The sequence below is a fragment of the Phormidesmis priestleyi ULC007 genome, assembly GCF_003003695.1.
Taxonomy (GTDB): Bacteria; Cyanobacteriota; Cyanobacteriia; order Leptolyngbyales; family Leptolyngbyaceae; genus Phormidesmis_A; species Phormidesmis_A priestleyi_A.
In genome coordinates this window covers 86,327-111,727 of record NZ_PVWG01000011.1, presented here as the reverse complement: position 1 = coordinate 111,727, position 25,401 = coordinate 86,327, and the positions used below count along the sequence as shown (strand labels likewise).

The following is a 25,401-nucleotide window of genomic DNA, read 5'->3' as shown; positions in this document are numbered from 1 at the left end:
TTGTCTCGATCGTATCTCAACAAAGATACTTCTTGATGTTTATTCACACGTTCTCTGGGCACTTCAAATCTTTAGTCTTCCTTAGATCGTGGCACATCACTTCGATCGCGCTCCCCCACCTAAATTATTCTGATCTGGTGAGTGATTGCCACCGTCAAAGGCTCGATCTTCTGCCGCACTTCTCAAAGGAAGCGACTGTTGAGAAATCCCGATCGCGATGTCCTGTTCATCCATTGCCAGCTTTAGTCGTCGCCGAAACTCTCGTCCAACGTTCCACTGCTGCAACGGCTGAGTCTTAATCCACACGCGAATGGTGACACCTGCATTGTTGAGATCATCCACGCCCAACATTTCTGGCGGCTCCAAAATCTTCGCCTGCCAGTCAGGGGCTTGATCCATTTCGTGTCCCACTTGTTTGATGATATGAATTGCCTGATCGAGATTGGCATCATAGGAAATCACGATCGCTAAATCTACTCGCGCCCAATCTTTGGAAAGGTTTTCTACAATCGCGATCGAGCTATTGGGAATCGTAATTAACCGTCCCTCAGCATTACGTAGCTGAGTGATTCGTAAATTCATATGTTCGACCAGTCCAGAAGCTTTGCCAACCTGAATCACATCACCCACTGCATACTGATCTTCTAGCAAAATCAGAAATCCGTTAATCACATCTTTAATCAGGTTTTGAGATGCGAGAGAAATGCCTAAACCAATAATTCCAGCACCCGCTAATAATGGAACGACTTCAATTCCTGTAACCGAAAGAATTGCGATCATAGCAATGCTAATAAACGCGATCGCAGATAAACTTTTAACAACAACAGAAAAGGTTGAAACCCGCAAAGCAATTCTCTGAGATGCTTGCGGACTGCTCACTTCTCCATCACTCAAAGCGCTGAAGAAGCGATCGATCACGACATCACCCAGACGAATCGCTAAATAAGTCACGATCGCGATTCCCAATATTTTGAGCGGAGTCGAGAAGACGATCGGTTGCAGCCAGCGAGTATAAGGAAACAACCCCAGAATAATCAGAATCCCAATTCCCCAGATGCCCACTTGAGTCAGTTGCAACAGTCGCCGTTGTGCCTCTCTCAGGTTGCGCTGTTGCCGCTTAATCATCTGCTGCTGCACGATCTGACTCGTGGTGACGTTAGCCGACTCTGCGGTGTTGGGCGACACAATTGGGTCGGCTGGAATCTCTGTTTGCCTTTGCCTTTGCTGATCAATCACGCGCCGCTGCCATCGAGAGAGCACCCAACTCGTCAGAAACATGACAACCCCGACTCCTGCGGCTTGCGCGCATTGACGCACGAGAAAGTCAGATTGCCGTTCTCGTTTCGCTTCAATCAAAGCATTGCGAATGGTCTGCGTGAGTTCTTTAGCATAGCTGCTCGGTTCTTGCCCTTGCAGTTGAGCGTCTAGGGTCGTTACCGTCATCAAATATTGATCATTTACAGAGATGATAGGCAGATTACTTGCCGAGTCGATCGCGGTCGTCACCTGCAATTGATTGGGGTCGAGATTGCGATCGACTATGCGATTCAGGTTGGTCTCAATATTTTGCGCGCGAGCAGTGATCGGGGTGCCGTTTTGCTGATTGCGAACTGCCGGGGCCGCGATCGTAAATAATTTCCGTCCATCGAGTTTGACCTCTCCTCGCGCCAGCTCTGTGCTAGTGACGGTCTGAGGAGAGGTCAATTGCGGTAAAGTCAACTGAGGAAGACTGGGAGTAGTTGGCGATTGAGCAGACGAAATAGTTGTGAACAACAACGCGATCGCGAATCCAAACCCTATGCCAGTGGCAATCGTTTTTTGTCGAGTCAAACCTGCCTCCTAATCACAACGCCGCTAACGAGAATCAACCTCTAATAAATTAGCGAATGTTGCAGAACAAGGGGATGAAATGCCCTAAATTAACGGAGAGGGGGGGATTCGAACCCCCGTTGAGTTGCCCCAAAGCGCATTTCGAGTGCGCCGCATTCAACCGCTCTGCCACCTCTCCAAGAGAGCTTATAACTCTCCAGCCATCCATCATACTATATCGATCGGGCATTCTTCTCAGAAGATTCTGAAGTCTTTTCAAACCTGGTTTGCGGAGTCCATCGGATGGCTCCATCTTGCCCCAGAGAATAGAACTGAGTTCCACGACTCTGAAGTTGAGCCACCGTTTCAGGATCGACTCGGTTTGAATAAGCGATCGCTACTTCCGGTTTCAGTCGTTCAATCACATCTGTCTTAAGCGCTTTCCCAGACCACCACAACACCTGGCTATTGTTCAATGCTGGGTTTGACAGCAGATCCGTCTGGCTCTTTTTGGGACTGTCCTTCAGCCAGAGCCAATTTTGCTCACCGATTTGAAACCGCACTATTTCAGGCTCAGTGCTGATCAGTTGTACCGAAGTCGATCGCATCTGCATTGTCTGCCCGATCGCGAAAGGCAGATATCGCCCTTGATGAGTCTGAACTGTTTGCGCGATCGTGGCATTCTCAGCCGCAGTTAAACTCGCTAATTGATAAAAAGATTTTGCGGGAGTTTGAGCCAGCAGGGTTGACCATCCAGTGTTTGTCGTCGCAGTCGAGTGGGTCGCGATCGCCCAATCTAATTGATTAATGCCTTCTTTTTGCAAAAATGGCAACACCGTCGAACTAGCGGTCGATTCATCACCACTATTAACTAATGTAGTTTGTCCATGATCTTGAATAACTAGAATCGGATCTCGCAGCGTTGCCAACAGTGTAATTTGTAATGAATTTGCTTTGACATACCAGGCAGGCATAAACACTAAAGTGACTGCAATAAGTCCAATCAGCCACGAATAAGGTTGCACTTTGGGTCGCAGCCAGGGCAAGCAGATCAACGCATATAAAATCACCGTAGAGAATGCTGAAATTGTGCCAACTGCGATCGAGTTTCCGGGCAGATTGCAAAACAAATCAATGATTGCCAGCAAGCCATAGGTTGGATAATGCAGCAACCAGGCAGAAGCGCTACCTGCGATCGGAAATATCAAAGCCAGAAAAGCGCTAATCACTCCACCAATGCTGATGATAGAGATTAAAGGAGTCACGATAACGTTAACCGGAATGCTGTAAGGAGAGAGAACTCCAAACGCATATAACTGAAGTGGTAACGTCCAAATATAGGCTGCGATCGGAACCGCAACCATAGGAGCAAAAATATTGGGCAACCAGTCTAGCCATTTCACTAAAGTCGGAGCGGTAATTTGTAACCCCATTGTCGCCAAAAAACTTAGTTGAAATCCCAAATCCCAAATCCATATCGGATTGACGATTAGAAGCATGATTGCAGCAAGTAACAATCCTCCTAATGGTTTGACGTTGCGCTTCATCAATAGCCCAACTAACAAGCCCATGCCCATAATCACCGCTCTCAAAACGGATGGCTCTAGCCCCGTTAATCCTAAAAATATCAAAATTGCCGCCGCTCCAGCCATAGCCTGCGATCGAGTTGAGAATCGCTTCATTAACGCTAATACAACACTCAAAATTAGCGATACTTGAAAACCCGACGCAGCTAAGGCATGAGATAATCCAATTCTGGTAAATTGATCTTTAATATCAAAGGGCAAATCGACGACTCGACTTCCTAACACCATTGAGCTAACGAGTTGTCCTTCTGGGCTGCCGAGCCAGTCAATCTGCGATCGAATAATTTTTTGTCGAATCATCCACCAGCCCCATGTCCGATCGCTGGGATGCAATAGCTCGATCGTTTTTCCTCGCAATCCTGCAAAACAGCCGTCTTGCGCCAAATATTCCTGAAAGTTAAACCCACCCGGATTCGTTGCAGGTTTAGGTCTGTAGAGAACGCCTGCGATCGCGATTTCCTGCCCCGGAGTGATACCAGTTGCTTGCAGCAAGGGCACCGTCACGTATAGCTTTCCGCGCACTTGGTCGGGCTTTAGGGTTTCAGATTGAGTGGCTCCATCCACACGACTGACCGCTAGCCAGAGTTGCGATTTTCCACTGCGGTTGAGCCGGGGCAGTTCCATCACTTGTCCAGAAACGGTGACTTGCTGCTGATTGGCACCATTTTCGATCGCCAATAGTCGGCTGATATCAGTCACTCCGGGTTGCGGCACTCGAATTTGAAAATACAAACTAGCGACTAAACCCACGACTCCTGCCGCGATCCAAATTCTGGAGCTAAACTGACCTTTCCAGAGTTTAGGAAGCGCGATCGCTGCCCCACATCCCAGCCCCAAAACGATGATTCCGCCCCAAGCAACTCCGGTCGAGAGCAACCCCAAAATATAAGCCAAACCTAAAATCATGCCGCTGGTCAGATTCACTTTTACACCCCATCTGCAAAGCTTCAGGGTGCCCAAATTTTTTCTGCCGTGGCACGTTTAAAAAAATCAGGAGCTAGAATGTCTAACTCCTGGCTAAAAGATTGGCGATCGCGTCTAAGTAGACAAACCCAGAGAACTTAAAATCACGCTGCCCGATCGATCTTAAAAGTCACTTTATATATATAGATAACGTATTTGTCTTTGTCGTCGCCAGTCGGCTTTAATGTGCCTTCTTTTTGAGCGCTCGTGACTCGTTGAAATACCTCTCTGACCGCGAGATCATCTAATATTCCATAACCTGTGCGCCCGGTGACTGCCAGTTCGCGGGTGACTATGTTGCCATCTGGAGCCACCAAAACGTGAATGTAAGCTGGCTCAACCTTCTCAGTTAAGTTAAATGACGAATTATAAGGAATGTCAGCAACTACAATCCTTTTCTCAACCGGACTTTCTTGAATTCCTCGATCGGTCACGTTTGCCTTATACCAACTGATATAGTTGTCAAGATTCTTGGAATCGACTTCGTTCGGAGTTGCACCCGGAGACTTAAACGTGAATTTGTCTCGCAGCCGCTGATTTTCTGCCAGCAATTCTGGACGCACTGTAGCAGTGGGCGCAGCAGTTTGGTTTTGCGGAGTTGCTGGATTGGTGGGCTGAGTTGGGGAATTTACAGTAACTCCTGGGGTAAGTGGCCGAACGTTTCTATCCGTCTGCCCATTTATATTCAAGGGTGGCGGAGGTGTTGTAGTCGCGTTTTGGGTTGGGCTGTTTTGTATAGGAATTGGTCCAAGCACTGAACTTGGCGAACGTGGTGAATTTGGAATGCGATTAAAATTCTGGGGAATTGGAGGAGGCGAAAAGAGATTTGTGGGTTGAGGAAACCGGAACACAGGCGGCGCAGGCGGCACGATCGGGCTAGTGAAAGGCCCGATCGGATCTTGAAACTTATAGAGCGACGAGTCTGGAGGAATCGGCGGGGTGAGTTGCCCTAACGGAATCTTTACAGTGCTGGTTGGTGTTTTAGGAATTGGCGGCAACCCTAGTTGAGAGGTGGCAACCTGAGATTGAGGCGGTGAATTTGATGAATTGAGTAAACGCACGACTCGTTGATTATCGGGTTTTGCCTCCTCGGTGGTGAACAGAGGCAGCCACAAAAAGAAAAATAAATGGGCACCCACCGAGCCAATCACCGCCAGCGAAAATGGCTGACGCAAAGTATCCGGCAGGTTGTGCAAAAACGCAGATAGGGCAGACTCAGAAGCGATCGGCTGATTCATGGCATTCGTCGGGCAGACAGGTTGAAGATCTCTACCGCTCAAATTTTAGCGCTAGACTCCTCTATTCGGAGTTGCAATCTTATGTCTTTCCTACAACGACCCTGAAGGAAAGAAAAAGTTTCAGTAGGTTGCGCGTTTGAGGTGATCTGAGTGGGTCATTTGTGCGATCGAGATCACAAACTTTTGTAGATTAGTGTTAGAACCCCTTCAGTCAGGGGCAATTTTAGTAAAGACGTGCTTGGTGGATCATCTTGAATCTGGTAACAATGGCTCTAGCGTCGATAGACGAGTGGGTGATCGGCTTCGCGAAACTCCGAAGGATCGCTTCAAATCTTAAATTGAGATGGGTGCAGACAAATCTTCGGCTGTTGCTGTTATCAGTGATCGCCAAGCTGATCATGGGCAGACTAATCACTATGTTGGCAATTCAGAATTCCACAACTTATTGCATCGCGACGCAGCGCTCTATTTATGTCTGGGGTGAGGTGGCTGCGATCGCGAGTCTTTCCATGCCGCAGGAGCGTGATGCATGAAATCTCGTGACGTGAACAAGCAAAAACTTCTGGTTGTCGATGACGAGCCTGATAATTTAGACCTGCTCTACCGCACTTTTCATCGCGAGTTTAACGTTTTGCGGGCAGAAAACGGCCCGGCAGCGCTAGAAATTCTCTCAAAAGAAGGCGATGTGGCGGTGATCATCTCCGACCAGCGCATGCCAATGATGAGCGGCACCGAGTTTCTCAGTCTGACGGCAACCCAATATCCCGATATTATTCGGATCATTCTCACGGGCTATACCGACGTTGAAGATCTGGTCGAAGCCATCAACGCGGGCAAAGTCTTTAAATATGTCACAAAACCATGGGATGACGAAGAGCTAAAGCGAGTGGTTCGTCAGGCAGCCGACACCCACAACGTACTCAAAGCGAGAACTCAAGAGTTGCGCCGCACCTTACGCCGCGAGTTGCTGCTCAACGCGGTCACCAACACGATTCGCAGTGCCCTGAGCTATCGGCAAATTCTGCAAACGATCGTCGAAACCGTCGGCAGCATGTTTGAGGTGAGTTGCGCTATTCTGCGCCCATTTCAAGAGGGGCAATCAGACAATGAAGGATTTGTTTATTGGCAAGCGCCCCAGACGGCTGAATTCAATCAAGACCCGCTCTTTCAAACCATCTGGAAAACTCATCAAGTTGAAGTGATTCAGGATGCGACGATCGATGATCTGATTCAGTCTCAAAGCTCGCAGCGTCAACAGGCTTATCAAGCGGCCGATATTCGATCGAGTCTAATTGTGCCGCTCATTTGTCAACAAGAATTAATGGCGGTACTGGCGCTGCACCAGTGCGGTGAGTTTCGTCAGTGGCAGCAAGATGAAGTCGAACTGATCAGCATGGTGGCAGATCAGGCAGCGCTGGCACTTTCCCAAGCGTATGCCTATGAACAAGTTCGCGCCCTGGCAAAACGAGAAGCGTTGATTAACACTATCACCACCGCGATTCGATCGAGCCTCGACCCTCAAGAAATTTTTGCCGCCATCACTCAGCAGTTGGGGCAAGCCCTCCAGGTCGATGGCTGCGCGCTGTCACTCTGGACAGAAAACGACGAATTTGTGCAACTGGTGGGTTTACACGATCCTAACTGGCAGCCCGGCAACGCGATCGCACCAGAAATCAGCAAATTGTCATTAGAGCGATCGCTTCCCCGCTCGGAAACCCCGATCAAGGGCAACCCGGTTCTCAAGCAGTTGTTGGTTTCTCAGCAGCCCGTTGTGCTCGAAGACTTGTCTCAACACCCAGAAATGCACGTTGGAGAGATGGTTCACACGCCTGCTCGCGCCCTGCTGGTGGTGCCCCTGATCTCAGATGGCAAAATCATCGGCAGCATTTCTCTACGGCAAAATCAACACACTCGTCTCTGGAAAACTTCGGAGATTCAACTCGCGCAGTCGGTGGCAGCACAGGCAGCGATCGCCGTTCAACAATCTCGTCTCTATCAAAAAACTCGTCAACAAGCCGAACAATTGCTTGAACTCGATCGCCAAAAGACTGAGTTTTTCCAAAATATCTCCCACGAGTTTAGAACACCTTTAACGCTGATGGTGGGCCCGTTAGAGTCGGCAACGGCTCAACAAGAGGGGCTGACCTACGACGAAGCCGCGATCGCGCTGCGAAATTCTCGGCGGTTGCTGCGGTTGGTCAATCAGCTTCTCGACCTGCAACGGCTCGATGCTGGACGTATGCAGCCCAGTTTCCGCCCGTGTGACCTCGAAGCAGTTGTTAGCCAGGTAGTCGATTCGTTCCGTCCCTACTGCGAGAAAAAGGGGCTGACTTTGCTGACTCAACTGAGTCCGTGTCCCTCGACTTATCTGGATTTGGAGAAATTTGACAAAGTTCTCTATAACCTGTTGTCTAACGCGATGAAGTTTACGCCAGCAGGTAAGCAAATCACGATCGTGGCGCGGTCAGAAGGTGAACATTGTCTGCTGCAAGTGATTGATACGGGGATCGGCATTCTTCCCGATCAAATTCCCTACTTATTTGAGCGGTTTAGACAAGCAGAAGGCTCTGCTAATCGCAGCTATGAAGGCACCGGGTTAGGACTTGCCCTCGTCAAAGAACTCGTCGAACTGCACAAAGGACAGATCACCGTCGAATCTGTTTACGGAGCAGGCACGACGTTTAGCATCTGGCTGCAAACTGGTAGCGCCCATCTAGCGCCAGAACACGTGACTGAAGATCAGGCAGAACTGCAATCGAGCCGCGCGGCAGTAGAGTTAGCCGATCTAGAGATAGAACTTCAGAACAATTCTGAATCCTCACTGTTGAATTCTGAATTAGAAGACTCGATTCAAAATTCAAAATTCAAAATTCAAGCGTCTGACGCATCTCAGATTCTCGTTGTAGATGATAACCCCGACCTGCGATCGTATGTCTCAGGCATTTTGCGAAAACAGGGCTATCAAGTCTGGACTGCCCGCAACGGTGCTGAAGGATTCCAAGAGGCGCAAACTCGTCGTCCTCATCTGATTGTGACTGATTTGATGATGCCGATCGTCTCAGGACTCGACCTGATCCGAATGATTCGCCAAGACGACGCTCTCAAAGGCACTCCGATCGTGTTGTTGACTGCCAAAGCCGATGAAGACACCCGCATCGAAGGGGCGGAGCTGGGCGCAGATGCCTACTTATCAAAGCCATTTAACGATCGGGAGCTTTTGGCAGAAGTTCGGAATCTGCTGGCGCTCAAAGCCAACGAGCAGCGAGTGGCGCAACTCAACACTTATTTAACCGAGTCGGTGCTGAAGCGATTTTTGCCTCCCGCTTTGGTGCAACGAGCCGCCAAGGGTGAACTCCTGCTAGATCTACGCCCAGAACCTCGGATGATCACGGTTTTATTCAGCGATATTGTTGGCTTCACTCAACTTTCTAACACCTTACGATCGCGTCGTGTTGCTGAGTTGCTTAACGAATATCTCGCCAGCATGACCCGTGCCGTGTTTGAGAATGGCGGCACCGTTGATAAATTTATGGGCGATGCGATTTTGGCAATCTTTGGCGCACCCGAAGAACTGACTCCCAACGAGCAAGTCAGACGTGCGATCGCCGCAGCCCGTCAGATGTATCGCTCGCTAGATGAACTCAACGATCGCTGGCAGGCTCAAGGCATTAGTCGAGTGCAGTTTCGCTGCGGCATCCATCAAGGTACGGCAGTCGTCGGCATGTTTGGCGGCGAAGAACGAGCCGACTATACGGCGATCGGCCCCAGTGTGAATATTGCTTCTCGCATCCAAGAAGCCGCCGAGCCAAACTGCATTCTCGTGTCTGCTGCGGTCGCCGACTATCTCGACGAAAGCGCAATTACCAAAGTCAGCCCTCTAGAACTCAAAGGTATCGATGAGACGGTCTTAACGTTTTCAGTCAATCCTTATCTAGATGTACCGTGCAGGCTTCCGTAAGTCGAAACCTGAAACCTGTTTCTGAAATGGTTACGACGCTTCCGAAACGCTACCCACTGACTAAGATGAGGGTGACGCTAAGTTTCTAGGATGGCGACTGATGAACCCAGCGACTGATCTGCGGTCTGGGCACGATCGACGGCACAGTGACCCCCCTAGCCTGTGGATTGCCGTATTGGCAGGCTCACTGATTGTGCATTTGTTGCTGCTGCTGTCAGGGCGCTTGTTTTTGTTTCGCGTCTCTAGTCAAAAACCTGCGCGGGTGGCTGCCCCGATCGAGCTAATTGATCTGTCTCCAAAGTCTTCTAGCAAAGTGGCTCGATCGACCACACCCAAAGTTGCTAAATCTTCTGTCGCTCCCCAGACCGCGACTCGGTTGCCTAACGCTGATTCTTCAGTTCCCCCACCTGTGCCCGATCAGCCATCTGCGGTTCAGCAAGTCATCAAGCCCTCTCCTGTGCCAGTGACCCCGACTCGATCGATCCCCAAATCAGCCCCGACTCGATCGCGAGTTATTCCATCTCCGGTCACACCCTCTCCTAAATTAACGACGCAACCAGATCTCTCAACCCCGATCACTCCCTCTCCGCAACCGCCGTTTCAACCCGCTCCTGCACCTGATGCGACTGCCGCTCCTGCTGAAACTCCCGCCGAACCTACTCCGGTGCCTGCGCCCTCTCCCAGTGGAATTCCTTTACCCGATCCAGAGATTGGTCGAGTTCCGGGTGAACCTACGCAGGGCTTAGACGAATCGAAGCGAACGAACGCAGGGTTGCCTAACGTTGAAAACGCAATTCCTCGTGGGGGAACCGGAGTTAAGGCAGATTTGCTGGACATTCAAGACGGGAATAGTCTTCAAGATGGGAAGAATAATGGTGGAGGAACGATTCCTGATAAAATTGCCCGCCCGATCGAGTCGAGTAGACTATTTTTGACTCTAAATTACCCGCCTGAAGTTGAGCTAAATCTGGGTCAAACAATTCGCTTAATCGTGTTGGTTGATCGCACGGGAAAACCTAAGGTGACTAGCGTGGTAGACCCCAGTCGTTCACAGGAGTATGACAAGTTTGTGAGTGACCTGATTCAAGATCAATGGACGTTTGAACCTGCCACTTTAGCTGGACAGCCTGTAGAGTCTCTTCTAAATGTTTCTGTGCGGCTTAACTCCTTAAAGTGAGTCGATCGCGACTTCTAAAAATTTGTGAGCGAACTGTGTGAAGACTATGCTATTGTTAAAAACGCTTGAGTCAAGTCAAGCCGATTAGACGCGCGAGTGTAGTTTAGTGGTAAAACCTTAGCCTTCCAAGCTAATGATGCGAGTTCGATTCTCGCCACTCGCTTAAACCATAAGAAATCAGAGTAGTCCCAAACAATTTCGCTGGGAATCGCAGTCGTAACGAAATTCCGTCTACGGTGAATCGTGGTTGTGAGCGGGCAACGAAACCGTTTCAAATTGCGTACCGCGCTCAAAATCATTTCCCCTAATGAATTACAGTGATAAAGGGTAGATAAAACTACTGATCACATACATTCCAAGGATATTCCCGGTATGCATCTGAGTGAATTGACTCACCCAAACCAGTTGCATGGTCTGTCGATCTATCAGCTTCAGCAAATTGCTCGTCAGATTCGTGAAAAGCATCTGCAAACGGTCGCAACCATTGGAGGACACCTCGGCCCTGGATTAGGGGTCGTCGAGCTAACCCTGGCACTTTATCAAACTCTCGATCTCGATCGCGACAAAGTAATTTGGGACGTAGGACACCAAGCCTACCCCCACAAGCTAGTCACAGGGCGCTATGCCAACTTTGACACGCTACGTCAAAAAGATGGCATAGCGGGCTATCTCAAACGCGGTGAAAGTAAGTTTGACCATTTTGGGGCAGGTCATGCCTCCACCAGCATCTCGGCAGGTTTAGGAATGGCTCTGGCACGCGATGCTAAGGGCGAAAACTTCAAGGTTGTCTCAGTCATTGGCGACGGGGCACTTACCGGGGGCATGGCGCTCGAAGCGATTAACCACGCAGGTCATTTGCCTAAAACTAATCTGCTTGTGGTACTCAACGATAACGAGATGTCCATTTCGCCCAATGTTGGCGCGATTCCTCGCTATCTCAACAAAATGCGCCTCAGTCCGCCCGTTCAGTTCCTCACTGACAACTTAGAAGAGCAGTTCAAAAATATGCCCTTCTCGCCCGAACTATCGCGGCTTAAAGAAGGCATGAAGCGTTTGGCAGTTCCTAAAGTAGGGGCGGTGTTTGAGGAATTGGGCTTCACTTATATGGGGCCGATCGATGGTCATAATCTCGAAGAATTGATTGCCACCTTCAAACAGGCACACCAGCATCCGGGTCCAGTTTTGGTGCATGTGGCGACGGTGAAAGGAAAAGGATATGCGATCGCTGAAAACGATCAGGTCGGCTATCACGCGCAAACGCCCTTTAACTTGGCGACAGGCAAGGTAAACCCCTCCAGCAAACCCAAGCCTCCTAGCTACTCAAAGGTGTTTGGTGAAACGTTAAGCACGATCGCTGAAAACGATCCAAGAGTCATCGGCATCACTGCTGCAATGGCAACCGGGACGGGATTAGACATCTTTCAAAAACGAGTGCCCAAGCAATATGTCGATGTGGGGATCGCTGAACAACATGCCATCACCCTCGCTGCCGGACTTGCCTGTGAAGGAATGCGTCCTGTCGCCACAATTTATTCGACCTTTTTGCAACGGGCATTTGATCAAATTATTCATGATGTTTGCATTCAAAATTTGCCTGTGTTTTTCTGCCTCGATCGCGCCGGAATCGTTGGATCAGACGGGCCCACTCACCAGGGAATGTATGACATTGCCTATCTGCGCCTAATTCCTAATATGGTGCTGATGGCTCCTAAAGACGAAGCCGAATTGCAGCGCATGATCGTCACGGGAATCAATCATACGAGTGGCCCGATCGCGATGCGTTATCCCAGAGGCAACGGCTATGGCGTGCCTTTGATGGAAGAAGGCTGGGAAGAACTGCCGATCGGCAAAGGTGAAATTCTCCGTCAAGGCGATGATCTCCTACTACTCGGCTATGGCTCAATGGTTTATCCCTCAATGCAGGTTGCCGAAATCTTGAGCGAACACGGCATCGAAGCGACTGTGATCAATGCCCGATTTGCTAAACCTCTGGATACTGAATTGATTTTGCCATTGGCTGAAAAAATCGGTCGAGTGGTGACGCTTGAAGAAGGCTGTTTGCCCGGTGGTTTTGGCTCTGCTGTGGTCGAAGCGTTGATGGATGCTGATATCACCGTTCCCGTGAAGCGGATTGGCGTTCCTGATATTCTGGTTGACCATGCCACGCCCGACGAGTCAAAGGCAGCTTTAGGGTTGACTCCGCCGCAGATGGCAGAGCAGATTCTCAAATTGTTTAGCCGTCAGCCGTCGGTGGTGAGTGTGTAAGCGATCGTCGTTTTTAAGGGCTGGTAATCGGGCTTTGTGAGCTTGAGTCAGCCCTTGATTGATTGAGCCGTTAAGCTTAAACCGGGACAGCAGAGCAAAGAGCATGAATCAAATTGCCTCGACGATTCCCACGATCGAAACCGACACCTGGATAAAAGCTAGCTGGGAAACTTTTGCTGCCTTAGCGGATGATCCGGTTTATGAAAAAGGGCGGTTTTATTACGATCGTGGACACTTAAGAATCGAAATGGCAGCCCTCGGATCGGCACACGGTCAGGACAATACGGTGATTTCTAACGTCGTCGCTATCTTTGCAGCCCTTAGGAATTTTCGGACTAAAGGATTAACCAATGCAAGTTTTTGGAAAACGGGAGTCAGAGGCTGTCAACCTGATATCGCGTTTTATGTTGGGACAAATTTTGGACGGCTTCCACATAACAATTCTCCTGTCAATATAGATGAGTTTGGTGCGCCAAATTTGGTCATTGAGATTGGAGCCTCATCCTTTAAAGATGATTTAGGAGATAAGCGCCTACTCTATGAGCAGCTTGGAGTTCAAGAATATTGGGTCGTGAAGGTTGAAACGAGCGAAGTGTTTGCCTTTGAGGTCAATCAGGGATACAGCGGTCGAATTCAAGAATCGCTGGTCTTGCCCAGATTAAAGATTTCGCTAGTCGAAGAGGCATTACAGCGCAGTCGGACTGAAGATGATGGCACAATTAATCGTTGGTTATTGCAAACCTTCGCAGACCCGTCGTAAACCAACCCCTCGCTTTTATGTCTCTTCAAAACCAGGTCTATCCCGTTATTTGGCAAGACGATCGTGTCTTGCTCATCGATCAAACCCGTCTCCCTAGCGAATATGCGCTGGTCGATATTCATCGCTGTGAAGATATGGCACAAGCGATCAAAACTATGATTGTGCGGGGCGCTCCGGCGATCGGGGTTGCCGCTGCCTATGGGATGTATCTCGGCGCACGAGAAATTGAAACCCACGATCGCGATCGCTTTCTCACCCAACTCGAAGACGTTGCCAAAACACTACGCGCCACTCGCCCTACAGCGGTGAACTTGTTTTGGGCGATCGAGCGGATGCTTAAAACAGCTCGCCAAACCCTCGGCAGCGTGGATTATTTGAAACAAGCCTTGCTAAAAGCGGCAAAGGCGATCAATGCCGAAGATATTCAAACCTGTCAGGCGATCGGCGATCATGGGTTATCTGCGCTGCCGTCCGCCCCTGAAAAGCTGCGGCTTTTGACCCACTGCAACGCCGGGGCGCTGGCAACGGCTGGCTATGGCACGGCTTTGGGAGTCGTGCGATCGACGTGGCAAGCCGATCGACTCGAACGGGTTTACGCCGATGAGACGCGACCTCGGCTGCAAGGCGCAAAGTTAACCGCTTGGGAATGTGTGCAAGAGGGCATCCCCGTGACCGTAATTACCGATAACATGGCAGCGCACTGCATGCAGCAAGGCATGATTGATGCGGTGGTTGTCGGAGCCGATCGCATCGCCGCTAATGGTGACACCGCCAATAAAATTGGGACTTATAGTGTGGCGCTGATTGCTAAAGCGCACAACATTCCGTTTTTTGTAGCGGCACCGCTCTCGACTATTGACTTTGAAATTCGAGATGGCAGTCAGATTCCGATCGAAGAACGCGATCCGGCTGAAATCTACCAGGTGGGTGAAACGATACTTTGTCCGCCAGGAATTGACTATTACAATCCCGCTTTTGATGTCACCCCAGCAGATTTGATTGCGGCGATCGTGACCGAGCATGGCGCGTTTTCACCTAGTCAACTGCACGGCGAATTGTACTCAAGAAAAATCGTGTGAGTCTAAAAGAAGCGGATAGCATTCGCCAAGGATTATGAATTTGCGTACGGGCATGGCAATGTCGTGCCCATTGGCGTTGCAGGTAGCGACATAATTTAATTCAACGTCAGTTCGACGAGTTTTTTCGCTGCGTTGTCAGCGGCTTCTGCCCCCTAAATCCCCCATTCTGGGGGACTATGAACTGGAAATTTTGGCTTGAAGTCCCCAAACTTGGGGGATTTAGGGGGCGCGACAAACTGTAACGAAGCCGTCGAATTCACGTTAATTCACGACCCGCTCATCGAAAATATCCCAACCTGCGCCAAAATCGATCGACGCGTTCCTCCCACTGCTCCCAATAGTCTGCCATTGCGTCTGGCTCAAACCAAAACACCTCGGCGGGTCTGTCTGGAATTGCTACCACCAACAGCGCATGGCGCAAATTTAGCTCGTAGTCTTGATAAAGCTGATTGACCGCCCCACAATAGGCCGCCAACTGCAACGGGTAATCGTATAAACGATCGATCGTTTGTTTAGGCTTATCCGAGGTCTTCCACTCACAAATGCAGGGCGTTCCTTCAAAGCTGGCGACACAATCGACTACGCCGCCATAACGAAGTTCGTCATGAAATATCGTCCCTTCGACCAAGCGAACTTGCTCGATCGCGCTGACGATCGGAGCCATACTCTCCCAATAGGGACGCACAGCTTCAGGACAGGGAGTCTTTTCACCCTCTAGATAGCGCTGCACGTGGCGGTGAGTTCCGGTGCCGCGCCGACTGGCTGCACGAGTGATTTGAGACGCTTCCTCGGTGCCAACTCGCTGCTGCCAGTCAAATAGCGCCTTTCTTTGCTCTGGCGGTTTGGTGGCGTTGAGAATCGCCGTCACACTAGGAACCCGATCGCCGCGATCGGTGACATAATACTGCCGTCCTGCCTCTCTCACCTGTTTTGCTTTATAAGGCGGCAGTCGTTCATCGCTCATGATTTACCCTTCCTCTGCTCTTGGCAGCGTAAACCAAAATGCTGTCTCGTTGCTAGATGGACGATCGGCTGAACAAAAATATTTTGCGATTCAAAAATAAGCCTCATTTGAGTTAATTTGATGCATTATAAATAAGCTGATTTATAACCACTTATCGAAGTGTCATAGTGCTGGAAACATCTGTCTTTCAGCTACGGTCTTGAGATACATAAAGGCAGACAGAATGGGAGTTAGAAGTCTAGAACCTACAACAATGTTTTGAGGAAGATTAGAAATCTCTCTGTGGTCAGATGACAAGATTTCTCAACCCGTTCACTGTCTACTTGATCAAAACTAAAAATTAACGCAATCCATTGGGAACGACTCCTATGTCTATCGCTTTTAAGTCTGGAACGGCTCTGTTACTCACCCTGGGCATCACGGCATCTGCAACGGCTCCGATCGTCTTTTCTGCGCCTGCTTTTGCTCAGACAACCTTCGCTGATGTCCCTTCAAACTATTGGGCGAGTGCCTTCATTCAAGAACTTGCCTCTCGGAACATCATTAAAGGATTCCCCGATGGCTCATTTCGCCCGACCGACCCCGTAACTCGGGCTCAATTTGCTGCCATGATTCGGCAAGCATTTCCCAACGCTCCGAAAATTCGCAGTGCGATCAACTTCACCGATGTTCCTACCGATTATTGGGCCTATGATGCCATTCAATTTGCTTACACAACTGGGTTTTTAGCAGGCTATCCCGGTGGGGCTTTCCAACCTAACCAAAACATCCCTCGCGCTCAAGCGCTGGTTTCTCTGACCAACGGGCTACAATACACTAGCACTAATCCGGTTGAAACAACGCTGCAAGTCTTCCGGGATGCGGCTGACATTCCAGGCTATGCACGAGGCAGTATCGCTGCTGCTACCGAGCGCCGCCTGGTCGTCAACTATCCTGATGTGCAGTTGCTCAGCCCCAATCAGGTTGAAACCCGCGCCGAAACGGCTGCCTTTATCTTTCAGGCATTGGTCAGCAGTGGACAGGTTGCCGCAATTCAGTCTCCCTTCATTGTGGGTCAAGCGGTCACGCCTCCTCAAGGACAAGTGAGAATTCCTGCTGGAACCTCACTTTCTGTGCGCTATACAAAAGCAGACAGGATTTTGTTAGCCAAGAATGAGCCAAACCCGACCCCAATCACGCTTGAAGTCGCTCAAAACATCGTCACCTCTACCGGAGCAGTGTTGATTCCGGCGGGAAGCCAGGTGGCGGGTCAACTGGTGGTGTCTCAAAATCAGGCACAGTTTGTTGCCACCCAATTGACCGTAGTCAATGGGCAACCGATCCCGATCGATGCCACCTCTAACCCAATTACCACAACCGAAACCATTCGTCGCGGTTCCAACACTGGCACGATTCTCAAAGGTGCCGCGTTGGGTTCTGCGGCGGCGGCGGGCATCTCTGCGGTGACGGGCGATCGCAACATCAAAGCTGGGGAAGTCTTGATTGGCACGGGTGCAGGTGCGTTGGCGGGTCTGATCTTTGGCGGCGATCGCGTGGATCTGATTTCTATCCAGCCCAATTCTGACCTCAATCTGCGGCTAAATGCCGATCTGGTCTTGCCCCAATCCCAATAAGTAGGCAGAAAGATGGGGGATTGAACTTTAAGCGTCTTGTGCTGTTTCATCCCTCACTTCTGCAACCGCTAGCTTCACCACAAATGTGGCTCCTGGCTCTTTTGGCGGCTGGTCAGAATCTTCTGAGATCCAGCCGTCATTTTGCATGGGGCTAAAGACTTCAATTTCGCCGTGCATTTGCTCGACTAAGCGACGCGCGATCGCTAACCCCAATCCCGTCCCCGGAATCTCAGTCATTGCCTGCATGCCTCGATAGTGCCGCTCGAACAAGTGGAGCAAATCTTGTGGTGGAATTCCTTGCCCTGTGTTGGTCACGCGCAGGATGACACGATCGTCTAGAGCATTGACTCGAATATGGACTTGTCCGCCGGGTGAAGTGTATTTGAGCGCGTTGTCAATCAAGTTGCTCAAGACCTCGCGCAATGCTCCACAGTTTGCCCACACAAGCGGCAAATTAGTTGGAATCAACGCTCGAATCGAAAGCTCTTCTTCTTGCGCGATCGCCTCGGCAGAACTCAACAGCGGCTGCAAGATATCAGTGACTGAACAGGCTTCTAAGGTCAGACTTGAACCCGTTAAAACCCCTGCCGGAAGTAAAGGAATCGGTCTACTTTTCGCTGATTGTGACTCCTGATCTATTTCCACTGAGATCAGGTCTACATCCTCTAAATCGATCGCCCGATCAAACTGCTGCAATAGGTCTTGGAGGCGATCGCTTTCTCGTACAATGCTCGTTGCGACTTCCCGGTTTGAGTCTTCTGGTCGCAATCGTCTCAATAAAAGTTTGCCAAACGTGCGAAGGGCCGTGAGCGGATTTTTGAACTGATGCAGCAAATTATCTAAAACATCATGCTGCTCGTTTTGCAAAAGTCTCTGCTCGTGGCGGGTTTGATCTAGCCACTGAGCGCGTTGATCCATCACGCACGCCAAGGCGATCGTGGCAGCAACTCGCTCAATCTGGCTGCGCTCCCAGGTAGTCCACGGACGATCGCTGCGTTCAGTCACTAACAAACCCAAAACCATCCCTTCATGAACGAGTGGCAACACAACCTGCCGTTGCTCGACCAGGCCACCCTTGAGACGTTGAGACACGGCAGAAGCATCGATTGGCTCGTCAGAATCAGTAGACAAGGGTTCATCGACGCGAACACCCGCAGAAATCTGTCGAGAATTTGCAGCAGCCACGTCACTTCCTGGAGGTAACACAAAGCGGCTCGATTTTTCTAATGCCACCGATTCAGGGTAGGTCGCTATTGGCACGATCTGAGCCTCTGCTCCCTCGACCAATTCTTCGGTTAAATAGACCGCGCTGAGTGAAGCTCCTAACACTTGAGTCAGTAGAGCGACCTGCGATCGACACAACTCTACAAATTCTGAACTAGTCGGCATCAACATGCCCTCAGATACCTCGGCTTAAATTAAGATTGACTTAAGCATTGAACCCTCGTAAGTTAGTAGTAGCGGCATCACTCCACGCTCATAGAACACTAGACATTAAACACTGAACTGCCGATTTTGCTGGCTTAAGGTCAAACCAATTTCCAGTTCAGAACTATTAGTCTGTGGTTCAACAGCGCCCCTACATGCAGTTACAGCCGATCAGTTTAAGGTTAACAAGTGCCAGGCTGCGACATTCAGCTCGTGTTCTTGACGACGAAAAGCCAGAAAATTGAAATTTTGTATCGTTGCGTTAAGGGAAGTTGATATCTAGAGCCAGAGCCGCTATACTTGCGACGGCTTTTGTAACGATCACTACAACTTGACAGTTAGGATTAAGGAGGTAAGGGGTTTGGCAAGGAGACGTAAGCGTAAAAGTCGGCGGCGGCAAGAGGGGCGCAGAATCTTAGAACATGTGCCTCAATACAGCATCGAGTGTGGCGAAGACAAACCGGTCACGGCAGCTCGAAAGTTCATCCATTCCGAAGGCATTCTTCCTCCTGCGCTATTGCTGGTTAAGAGAAACGAGCATACCACAGATCGGTATTTCTGGGCTGAGAAGGGTCTCTTCGGGGCGCAATATGTCGAAGAAAACCATTTTCTGTTCCCCAGTTTAAAGACCAATGACGACGAGCTAGAACCCATTGGGGCTTCTGCAAAGAGTCATTAGAGATTAGAACACTCCACACACCCCTCGTTTAGCCTGACTGTTGTTTTTATCAGTTAAGCGTTAGTGAAACGATAAAAGCGTTAAGCGAGGTCAGTGAACGTTTGATTCATCAAGCAGAGATGACGTAGCCTGGGACAATTGTAAAGTCTGACGACGATCGTTCAAATCTGTCTTGAGCTAGAAGTATTTCGTTTGCTTGGTTTGACACTATCTGATCAAAAAGTCCCCTCAAGTTGAGAACCTTGAGGGGACTTTTTTGGGAGGCTTTTAGGTAGCCGTCTTTAATCCTAGAAGGCGCTGTAGCTCTGCTAATTCGTCACGGTGCGCTTTGACAGTAATTAAGCTCTTGGTCGCTGCATCAGGCACCGACTCAATCTTGAGTGAGACTTGCTCCGATCGCCCCGCACCGCGCCAATAAAATACTCCTGCCAACGGAGACAGGAGCAATAAACTCAGCCAAAGTTTCGACTGATCTGGAAACAGGTAAGACAGCATTAAGACGAGACACAAAGCCCCCGTCGCTGCGAGCAGGATTAAGAAGCCTGCCAAAAATAGGCTAGGGCGAACCGTCCCCTCAAAGATGACCTCGTTCTTTGCAGCATCTAGCGACACAACGCGGTAGGCACGCTGGTCAAAATATTGCTGCAACTGGGTCAGCAAAGACGTTTCCGATTGGTCAGAAGCTAACCTGATCACCTGAGTTCGATCTTTGACCGACGCACGGATAAAAAAGACTAGTCCGATCGTCATCAAGATAGTCAGAAAAAAAGTAGACGGAATGACAGAGGTACTCATTAAATCAGCCAGGTTGTAAAAGCGTCCTGTCTACTTCAGTCTAGTCAACAATGGATAACTTTTAGAACCTGGATAACTTATCGCTCTGAGCCACTAGCTTGAGGCACTCGGTTATGGTGATCACGCTTAACAGCATAATCTTGCCAGAGCTTTGCCAGATCTTGCGCTTGAGGCATTGCCTCAGGCCGAATCTGATACATCCGACGAGGACGACCTCTGCCCTCTACTTTTTTCCAGTAGCCTGTTACCATCTCTTCGTCTTCAAGAAACTTAAGGGCGCTATAAAGCACCGTATCTGAAAGACGATAGAGAGGGTGTTCTGATTCCAATAACTGGATCAGCTCGGTTCCGTAAGAGTCGCCCCGCAAGAGAACTGCGAGAACGTAGCACACCGCCAACTCTTTGTTGAGATAAAAAGGTGGTGGGTCTTTAAAGAATTGATAGATATCCTCAAATTTCATCTGTCTCAATCCAGTCGTGTGACAAAACAACGTTGCTCTGATGGCTTGAAGAAGGGAACAGTCAGACTAGTAGAATGTTGCACCCTAACGCTAGCAGTTGCCCCTATATTTGCCGTCTTTCAAAAGGGTTAAATTACCCTGGGGGTGAAAAATTGGAGCGAAATCACAGAGCATGACTATTTAGCTATGTTTGTGAAGTATCTAAACGACCGGAGTCTTCAAGAAAACCGCTTCGTTTCGGCATTTCTTGATTAGGTTGACGTTTCACAAACGCAATGTGAGTTCGCATTCAGGTAAATCAAGGAGAAGGTGCTCAAGCACTAGGGCATCCATTACGTTATCGGTAAGATGCGACGCTGGTGTTTAATTAACATAAACAGCATGTGTCGCCAGTAAAGATGTGCTTAACTTGAGCAGCAACTCTTTTAAGTTGCTCAACCACTTTTTAATCATACAACTTAATTCTAATGATAATTTCTTAATTTGTGGGTGAGAAAGTAAATTATGGTTACATTCGCAAATCTCGTCGATTTGCTTTTCTTACAGTGACCAAATAAAGGGTTCATAGGGGTCGTTCATTCTAATAGAATTTTCTAAATTGTTAGTAATTCTTGACAAGTTTTCTAGCCCTAGCAAAAAACGTTTTCGCAGCATCTCTGGTTCTTGGTAGAATAATCGAGATACTATTATAGATCTGATTAGAGAAAGATTAGCTTTCGTTTGATCAAAACTGAAATTCTAATAGACAGGGGCGTTTGAAGACTGAGCGCTACCTACTTACCAATTTCTAGTTTTCACGAAGATGAGAAATTAAAACTTTTGCAACCTCTCTTAAAACGATCGGGTTGCTCAAATGTTTGGTTTTCTCAAAAATGCTCATGAATAGTCGTATTTTCTCTAAGTTATAAGAACACAGTAGGCAAAAATTACCACTCCAGAATTCGTGATTTTGGTTTTCGATCGTCGAGTTGTTCTCTGCCTATAAATTTGTAAAACGTCAGATACATCTAACTCTCAGCGATTGATCTATGCCATTGAGATCTTTAGGGCAACGAGCCAAGCTCTTATCATCAAAGGACTGAGAATTGTAGCGCTTTAAGACGAGTAATGGCTTGAGATCGTTCCTCTTTTTTTGAAAAATCTGATCAACACGTAGAGGGTGGGAAGCTCGATCAGGTTCATACGCTACACAAAAAAACTACCGACATTCAAATGATTGTTGTAGCCTGAACTGATTTCTCTAAACAAGCCGAGTAGCCCAACGACGAACAGCAAGGAAATGAGAATCAGAATTGAGCGCGGTTGTCCAAAAGCTTTCATACTCTGGTTGCAGACAAAAGATGTCAGCATCACAGAAGTTGAGCTTTAAGACACCCTCTGTCTGCTGAAAGAGATGAGTGGGATGTTAGCAATACCTATTTTCTAGATAGATATCAAAACTTCAGCCAATTTAACGTCTGTCACACTGATAAGTAGACAAATTCAGTCGTGTGCTGCATAGTATAGAGGTGTGAGGAGCAAATTGAATCAAAAAGCCTCTGGAGTCGAAACACGGCAAGACGTCCAGAGGCTTTTTGTTTGTCTGCTTTCTTTAACCCTTTCACGGCTCTTGCGGTCAGACCTTGCACAATCCGAGGCTGAAAAGTTAATTGCCTAAAGCACGAGCGATCGTGACGCAACAAAGTAGTCCTTTTTAACACATGCACTTCACAGTCCTCAAGAAAGCTCCCTATAACAAGACTTGATTGAGATTTTTTGCAAACTGCGTTTATCCTAAATGGGTTAAATCGTTCTGCTATTTCTCTTTCTGCATGAAGCGCTCTAAAAACCTCTATCGCAACCTGATCATCGTCAGTGTACTGGGTCTAACGGCTCTAGCCGCCGCAGGCTATTGGTATGTTTTTGTAGAAGGTGCTCCTCAAATCGATGCGCCTCAAGCCGAACCAGAAACAGGGCTTGTTTTTAGAGTTCGGACGTTTAATAGCGAAGCCATGGGCACCGAACGGCGATATGGAGTCGTGCTACCGCCCGGTTATGAGAAAAATCCTAATCAGCGCTACCCCGTGATTGTGTTGCTGCACGGAGGGCACGGCACCGAGCGAGACTTTGAAGACAAAGCTGCCCTCACCTCAGTTCTGCACGATCTTTATCGCGATCGTAAGCTTCCTCCCTCGATCGTCATCACTCCAGACGGCAGCGATAATCGAGGCAGCAGCCCCTTTTGGGACCCCCAATACTACGACGGAGCCAACGGCAAAGTTGCCACCCTGATCGGCTCAGATTTGGTCAACGAAGTTAAAACTCACTATCGATCGCGCAATGAGCCACAGTTTTGGGCGATCGGGGGGCTATCGTCCGGCGGTTGGGGTGCATTGAATATTGGATTGCACTACCTCAATCAGTTTCATATTTTGTTTAGTCATACTGGCTATTTCAAAGACAGTAGTGGCGCAGACAATAGTCCTCAATTCTTTGTTCAGCAAATTCCCTTAGAGATTCGACCTCAATTGCGGGTCTACTTAGATGCAGGAAAAGAAGATACTAAATATCTGCAAGCGACTCAGCAGTTTCACCAAACCCTTAATCAATTGAAAATTCTCAACGAGTTCAATGCGTTTCCAGGAGGACACGGAATCGTCGGCAAGAATGTCGGTTGGAATTATTGGCATAAACATTTAGCAACCTCGTTGAGCTTTGTAGGAAAACAATTTAGAGCCTCCCTTCCCAAACCAACTTCTGATACCACTTCCTCAGAAAAAACAGAAATGGGAACGCCAGAAAACCGGGAAATTAGTCAGCCAGAAAAGGCTAAGACCTTAGCAGAACCTTTGCCTGCATCTCCGGGAGCATCACAGCCATGAGCGCACAAGGTCGGCACAAAATGCAGCCGCTGTCGATCGGGCTGAAATATCGAACTCGCATCGGGCTATGGACGGTTTCGATCTGGACGGGCTTAGTCGGCTTAGTCAACCTATTATCTGCGGTGTCGCCAAGCTTACCCGAACGAGTCAGATGGCTGATGCCTGTTTTTCCGTTTCCAATTCGAGCCGGGGGGCACGTCTTTGCAGCGTTAACGGGCTTTTTGCTGCTGACGCTGGCAGCCAATCTCTTGCGACGTAAGCATATTGCTTGGCTGCTGACGGTGACTTTGTTAGGCATCTCGATCGCCAGCCATCTGGTCAAAGGGCTTGACTATGAAGAAAGCTTGCTCGCGATCGTACCTCTGATCCAGCTAATCGTGATGCGAAAGACGTTTACGGCTCGCTCCGATCGTCCGTCTATTTATCAAGGTGTTCGCGTTCTGATCGGGGCGTTGTTGTTCACCCTCGCTTACGGGACGGCTGGTTTTTATGTGCTCGACGGACGCTTTACGGTCAATGGCGAACCCGCTAATTTTGGATTGTTTGCCTCGATCGAGCAAACGTTAGCCATATTTTTTACTGAAGATAACGCAGGGCTAGAACCCACGACTCGATATAGTGCCTTTTTCATTAACTCTATTTACATGGTCGGAGCAGCAACATTAGTTTATGCATTGTTCATGCTGTTGCGTCCTGTGTTGCTGCGTGGCGATCCTGCAACTGTTGGCGATCGTAGACGAGCTAGAGACATCATTGACCAACATGGGCAAACTTCGCTAGCCCGATTGTCATTGCTAAAAGATAAAAGCTACTATTTCAGCCCATCGGGGCAGAGTGTGATTGCTTATGTTGCTAAAGGTCGAGCCGCGATCGCTTTGGGTGATCCCATCGGCCCGCCTCAAGATCGGGTCGAAGCCATTCTCACATTCAGTCAATTTTGCGATCGTAACGACTGGTTTCCGGCTTTTTATGAAACCTCAACCGAGCAGTTAGATCGCTACTCTAAATTAGGATTTCAGCAGATTCAAATTGGTGAAGAAGCGATCGTGGATTTGACCACTTTTACGCTCAAAGGAAAAGCAGCGCAAAATCTCCGCACTGCGCTGAATCGATCTGCAAAAGCAGGTTATCAGTTCAAGCTTTATGAATCGCCAATTCAGCCAGAACTGTTTCAGCAGTTAAAACCCGTTAGCGACGAATGGCTAAAAGATAAGCAGGGGTCAGAAAAACAGTTTTCGATCGGCTGGTTTGATGAAGACTATTTGCAAGATTGCTCGATCGCTGTCGTCTGCGATGCTAACAATCAAGTCGTCGCTTTTGCAAACTTGTTATCTGGCTATAACCGCCGCGAAGTCACGATCGATTTAATGCGTCACCGATTAGATGCCGAAAAAGGCACGATGGATTTTTTGTTTGTCTCGATGTTTCAGCACTTTAAAGAGGCAGAATATGACAGCTTTAATCTCAGTCTTTCACCCCTAGCAGGTGTTGGCGCAAAACCGGGTGCCCGCAGAGTTGAAAAAGCCTTAAACTACTTATTCAATCACCTCAACCAGTTCTACAACTTTAAAGGGCTGCACCAATTTAAAGAGAAGTTTCAGCCACGATGGGAGCCGCGCTACCTGGTTTTTCCCAGTCTAACCGTCTTACCTGACGTGATTTTAGGGTTAGTCAGAGCCGATTCGGGCGATCGCTTATTTGAATACTTACAGCTTGAGTATGTAAAGCAGGCTCTCGCTGCATTCTTAGATCGTTAATCTACAAT

The 25,401-nt window shown here is 48.9% G+C and carries 17 protein-coding genes and 2 tRNA genes; 11 read left to right on the top strand and 8 right to left on the bottom strand.

What is annotated here, in order from left to right; genetic code table 11:
- Positions 1-96 precede the first annotated feature (96 nt).
- The 4 genes from C7B65_RS12180 to C7B65_RS12165 form a co-directional block, all read right to left on the bottom strand.
- Entirely contained in the window at positions 97-1,830 is a 1,734-nt protein-coding gene (locus tag C7B65_RS12180; protein WP_073071409.1) for a mechanosensitive ion channel family protein, read from the bottom strand.
- A gap of 93 nt (positions 1,831-1,923) precedes the next feature.
- Positions 1,924-2,008: transfer RNA gene (locus C7B65_RS12175), tRNA-Ser, on the bottom strand.
- 34 nt (positions 2,009-2,042) lie between these two features.
- Entirely contained in the window at positions 2,043-4,319 is a 2,277-nt protein-coding gene (locus C7B65_RS12170) for a ComEC/Rec2 family competence protein (protein ID WP_106253997.1), read from the bottom strand.
- Between the two features lie 143 nt (positions 4,320-4,462).
- A complete protein-coding gene (locus C7B65_RS12165; protein ID WP_146135826.1) occupies positions 4,463-5,638 on the bottom strand; it encodes a hypothetical protein in 1,176 nt (391 codons plus the stop codon).
- A 305-nt stretch (positions 5,639-5,943) separates the two neighbouring features.
- Here C7B65_RS12165 and C7B65_RS12160 point away from each other — a divergent pair, with 305 nt between their 5' ends.
- From C7B65_RS12160 to mtnA, 7 genes are all read left to right on the top strand, one after another.
- Positions 5,944-6,129 (top strand): hypothetical protein, encoded by a 186-nt coding sequence (locus tag C7B65_RS12160; RefSeq protein ID WP_143162047.1) that lies wholly within the window; start codon positions 5,944-5,946, stop codon positions 6,127-6,129.
- Positions 6,126-9,554, top strand: a complete 3,429-nt coding sequence (locus tag C7B65_RS12155; RefSeq protein ID WP_073071402.1) for a response regulator — start codon at positions 6,126-6,128, stop codon at positions 9,552-9,554. Before C7B65_RS12160 ends, C7B65_RS12155 begins: the two co-directional genes overlap by 4 nt.
- A gap of 100 nt (positions 9,555-9,654) precedes the next feature.
- The gene (locus C7B65_RS12150) at positions 9,655-10,731 is read left to right on the top strand and encodes an energy transducer TonB (RefSeq protein WP_073071401.1); all 1,077 of its coding nucleotides are present in this window, start codon (positions 9,655-9,657) and stop codon (positions 10,729-10,731) included.
- Between the two features lie 92 nt (positions 10,732-10,823).
- Positions 10,824-10,894, top strand: a tRNA-Gly gene (locus C7B65_RS12145).
- Between the two features lie 209 nt (positions 10,895-11,103).
- Positions 11,104-12,996, top strand: coding sequence for a 1-deoxy-D-xylulose-5-phosphate synthase (gene dxs / locus C7B65_RS12140; protein ID WP_073071399.1), 1,893 nt, complete (start codon positions 11,104-11,106; stop codon positions 12,994-12,996).
- Between the two features lie 103 nt (positions 12,997-13,099).
- Positions 13,100-13,756: a Uma2 family endonuclease gene (locus C7B65_RS12135; protein ID WP_073071397.1), complete on the top strand. Its 657-nt coding sequence runs from the start codon at positions 13,100-13,102 to the stop codon at positions 13,754-13,756.
- Positions 13,757-13,773: 17 nt separating this feature from the next.
- Entirely contained in the window at positions 13,774-14,835 is a 1,062-nt protein-coding gene (gene mtnA, locus C7B65_RS12130; protein WP_073071396.1) for an S-methyl-5-thioribose-1-phosphate isomerase, read from the top strand.
- A gap of 277 nt (positions 14,836-15,112) precedes the next feature.
- Here mtnA and C7B65_RS12125 read toward each other — a convergent pair whose 3' ends face one another.
- The gene (locus C7B65_RS12125; protein ID WP_073071394.1) at positions 15,113-15,799 is read right to left on the bottom strand and encodes a PD-(D/E)XK nuclease family protein; all 687 of its coding nucleotides are present in this window, start codon (positions 15,797-15,799) and stop codon (positions 15,113-15,115) included.
- A 368-nt stretch (positions 15,800-16,167) separates the two neighbouring features.
- Here C7B65_RS12125 and C7B65_RS12120 point away from each other — a divergent pair, with 368 nt between their 5' ends.
- Positions 16,168-17,412: an S-layer homology domain-containing protein gene (locus C7B65_RS12120; protein WP_073071392.1), complete on the top strand. Its 1,245-nt coding sequence runs from the start codon at positions 16,168-16,170 to the stop codon at positions 17,410-17,412.
- Between the two features lie 27 nt (positions 17,413-17,439).
- Here C7B65_RS12120 and C7B65_RS12115 read toward each other — a convergent pair whose 3' ends face one another.
- Entirely contained in the window at positions 17,440-18,801 is a 1,362-nt protein-coding gene (locus C7B65_RS12115; protein ID WP_083582884.1) for a GAF domain-containing sensor histidine kinase, read from the bottom strand.
- A gap of 370 nt (positions 18,802-19,171) precedes the next feature.
- On the opposite strand from C7B65_RS12115, the gene C7B65_RS12110 reads away from it, so the two are divergent.
- Complete coding sequence (locus C7B65_RS12110) at positions 19,172-19,519, top strand: DUF3155 domain-containing protein (protein ID WP_425320466.1); 348 nt, start codon at positions 19,172-19,174, stop codon at positions 19,517-19,519.
- Between the two features lie 267 nt (positions 19,520-19,786).
- Here the strand turns inward: C7B65_RS12110 and C7B65_RS12105 are convergent, their stop codons facing one another.
- Complete coding sequence (locus tag C7B65_RS12105) at positions 19,787-20,314, bottom strand: cofactor assembly of complex C subunit B (RefSeq protein WP_073071388.1); 528 nt, start codon at positions 20,312-20,314, stop codon at positions 19,787-19,789.
- A 77-nt stretch (positions 20,315-20,391) separates the two neighbouring features.
- On the bottom strand, positions 20,392-20,775 hold the full coding sequence (locus C7B65_RS12100) for a PadR family transcriptional regulator (RefSeq protein WP_073071386.1): 384 nt from the start codon (positions 20,773-20,775) through the stop codon (positions 20,392-20,394).
- Between the two features lie 1,811 nt (positions 20,776-22,586).
- Here C7B65_RS12100 and C7B65_RS12095 point away from each other — a divergent pair.
- Together C7B65_RS12095 and C7B65_RS12090 are read left to right on the top strand one after the other, a co-directional pair.
- Positions 22,587-23,636, top strand: coding sequence for an alpha/beta hydrolase (locus C7B65_RS12095; protein ID WP_073071384.1), 1,050 nt, complete (start codon positions 22,587-22,589; stop codon positions 23,634-23,636).
- Positions 23,633-25,393, top strand: a complete 1,761-nt coding sequence (locus tag C7B65_RS12090; protein WP_223257364.1) for a phosphatidylglycerol lysyltransferase domain-containing protein — start codon at positions 23,633-23,635, stop codon at positions 25,391-25,393. Before C7B65_RS12095 ends, C7B65_RS12090 begins: the two co-directional genes overlap by 4 nt.
- Positions 25,394-25,401: the final 8 nt, after the last annotated feature.

Bases quoted from the DNA above. Each gene is read 5' to 3' on its own strand.
- C7B65_RS12155 (WP_073071402.1), top strand. From the start codon at position 6,126: ATGAAATCTCGTGACGTGAACAAGCAAAAACTTCTGGTTGTCGATGAC.
- C7B65_RS12150 (WP_073071401.1), top strand. From the start codon at position 9,655: ATGAACCCAGCGACTGATCTGCGGTCTGGGCACGATCGACGGCACAGT.
- dxs (WP_073071399.1), top strand. From the start codon at position 11,104: ATGCATCTGAGTGAATTGACTCACCCAAACCAGTTGCATGGTCTGTCG.
- C7B65_RS12135 (WP_073071397.1), top strand. From the start codon at position 13,100: ATGAATCAAATTGCCTCGACGATTCCCACGATCGAAACCGACACCTGG.
- mtnA (WP_073071396.1), top strand. From the start codon at position 13,774: ATGTCTCTTCAAAACCAGGTCTATCCCGTTATTTGGCAAGACGATCGT.
- C7B65_RS12125 (WP_073071394.1), bottom strand. From the start codon at position 15,799: ATGAGCGATGAACGACTGCCGCCTTATAAAGCAAAACAGGTGAGAGAG.
- C7B65_RS12120 (WP_073071392.1), top strand. From the start codon at position 16,168: ATGTCTATCGCTTTTAAGTCTGGAACGGCTCTGTTACTCACCCTGGGC.
- C7B65_RS12115 (WP_083582884.1), bottom strand. From the start codon at position 18,801: ATGCCGACTAGTTCAGAATTTGTAGAGTTGTGTCGATCGCAGGTCGCT.
- C7B65_RS12105 (WP_073071388.1), bottom strand. From the start codon at position 20,314: ATGAGTACCTCTGTCATTCCGTCTACTTTTTTTCTGACTATCTTGATG.
- C7B65_RS12100 (WP_073071386.1), bottom strand. From the start codon at position 20,775: ATGAAATTTGAGGATATCTATCAATTCTTTAAAGACCCACCACCTTTT.
- C7B65_RS12095 (WP_073071384.1), top strand. From the start codon at position 22,587: ATGAAGCGCTCTAAAAACCTCTATCGCAACCTGATCATCGTCAGTGTA.
- C7B65_RS12090 (WP_223257364.1), top strand. From the start codon at position 23,633: ATGAGCGCACAAGGTCGGCACAAAATGCAGCCGCTGTCGATCGGGCTG.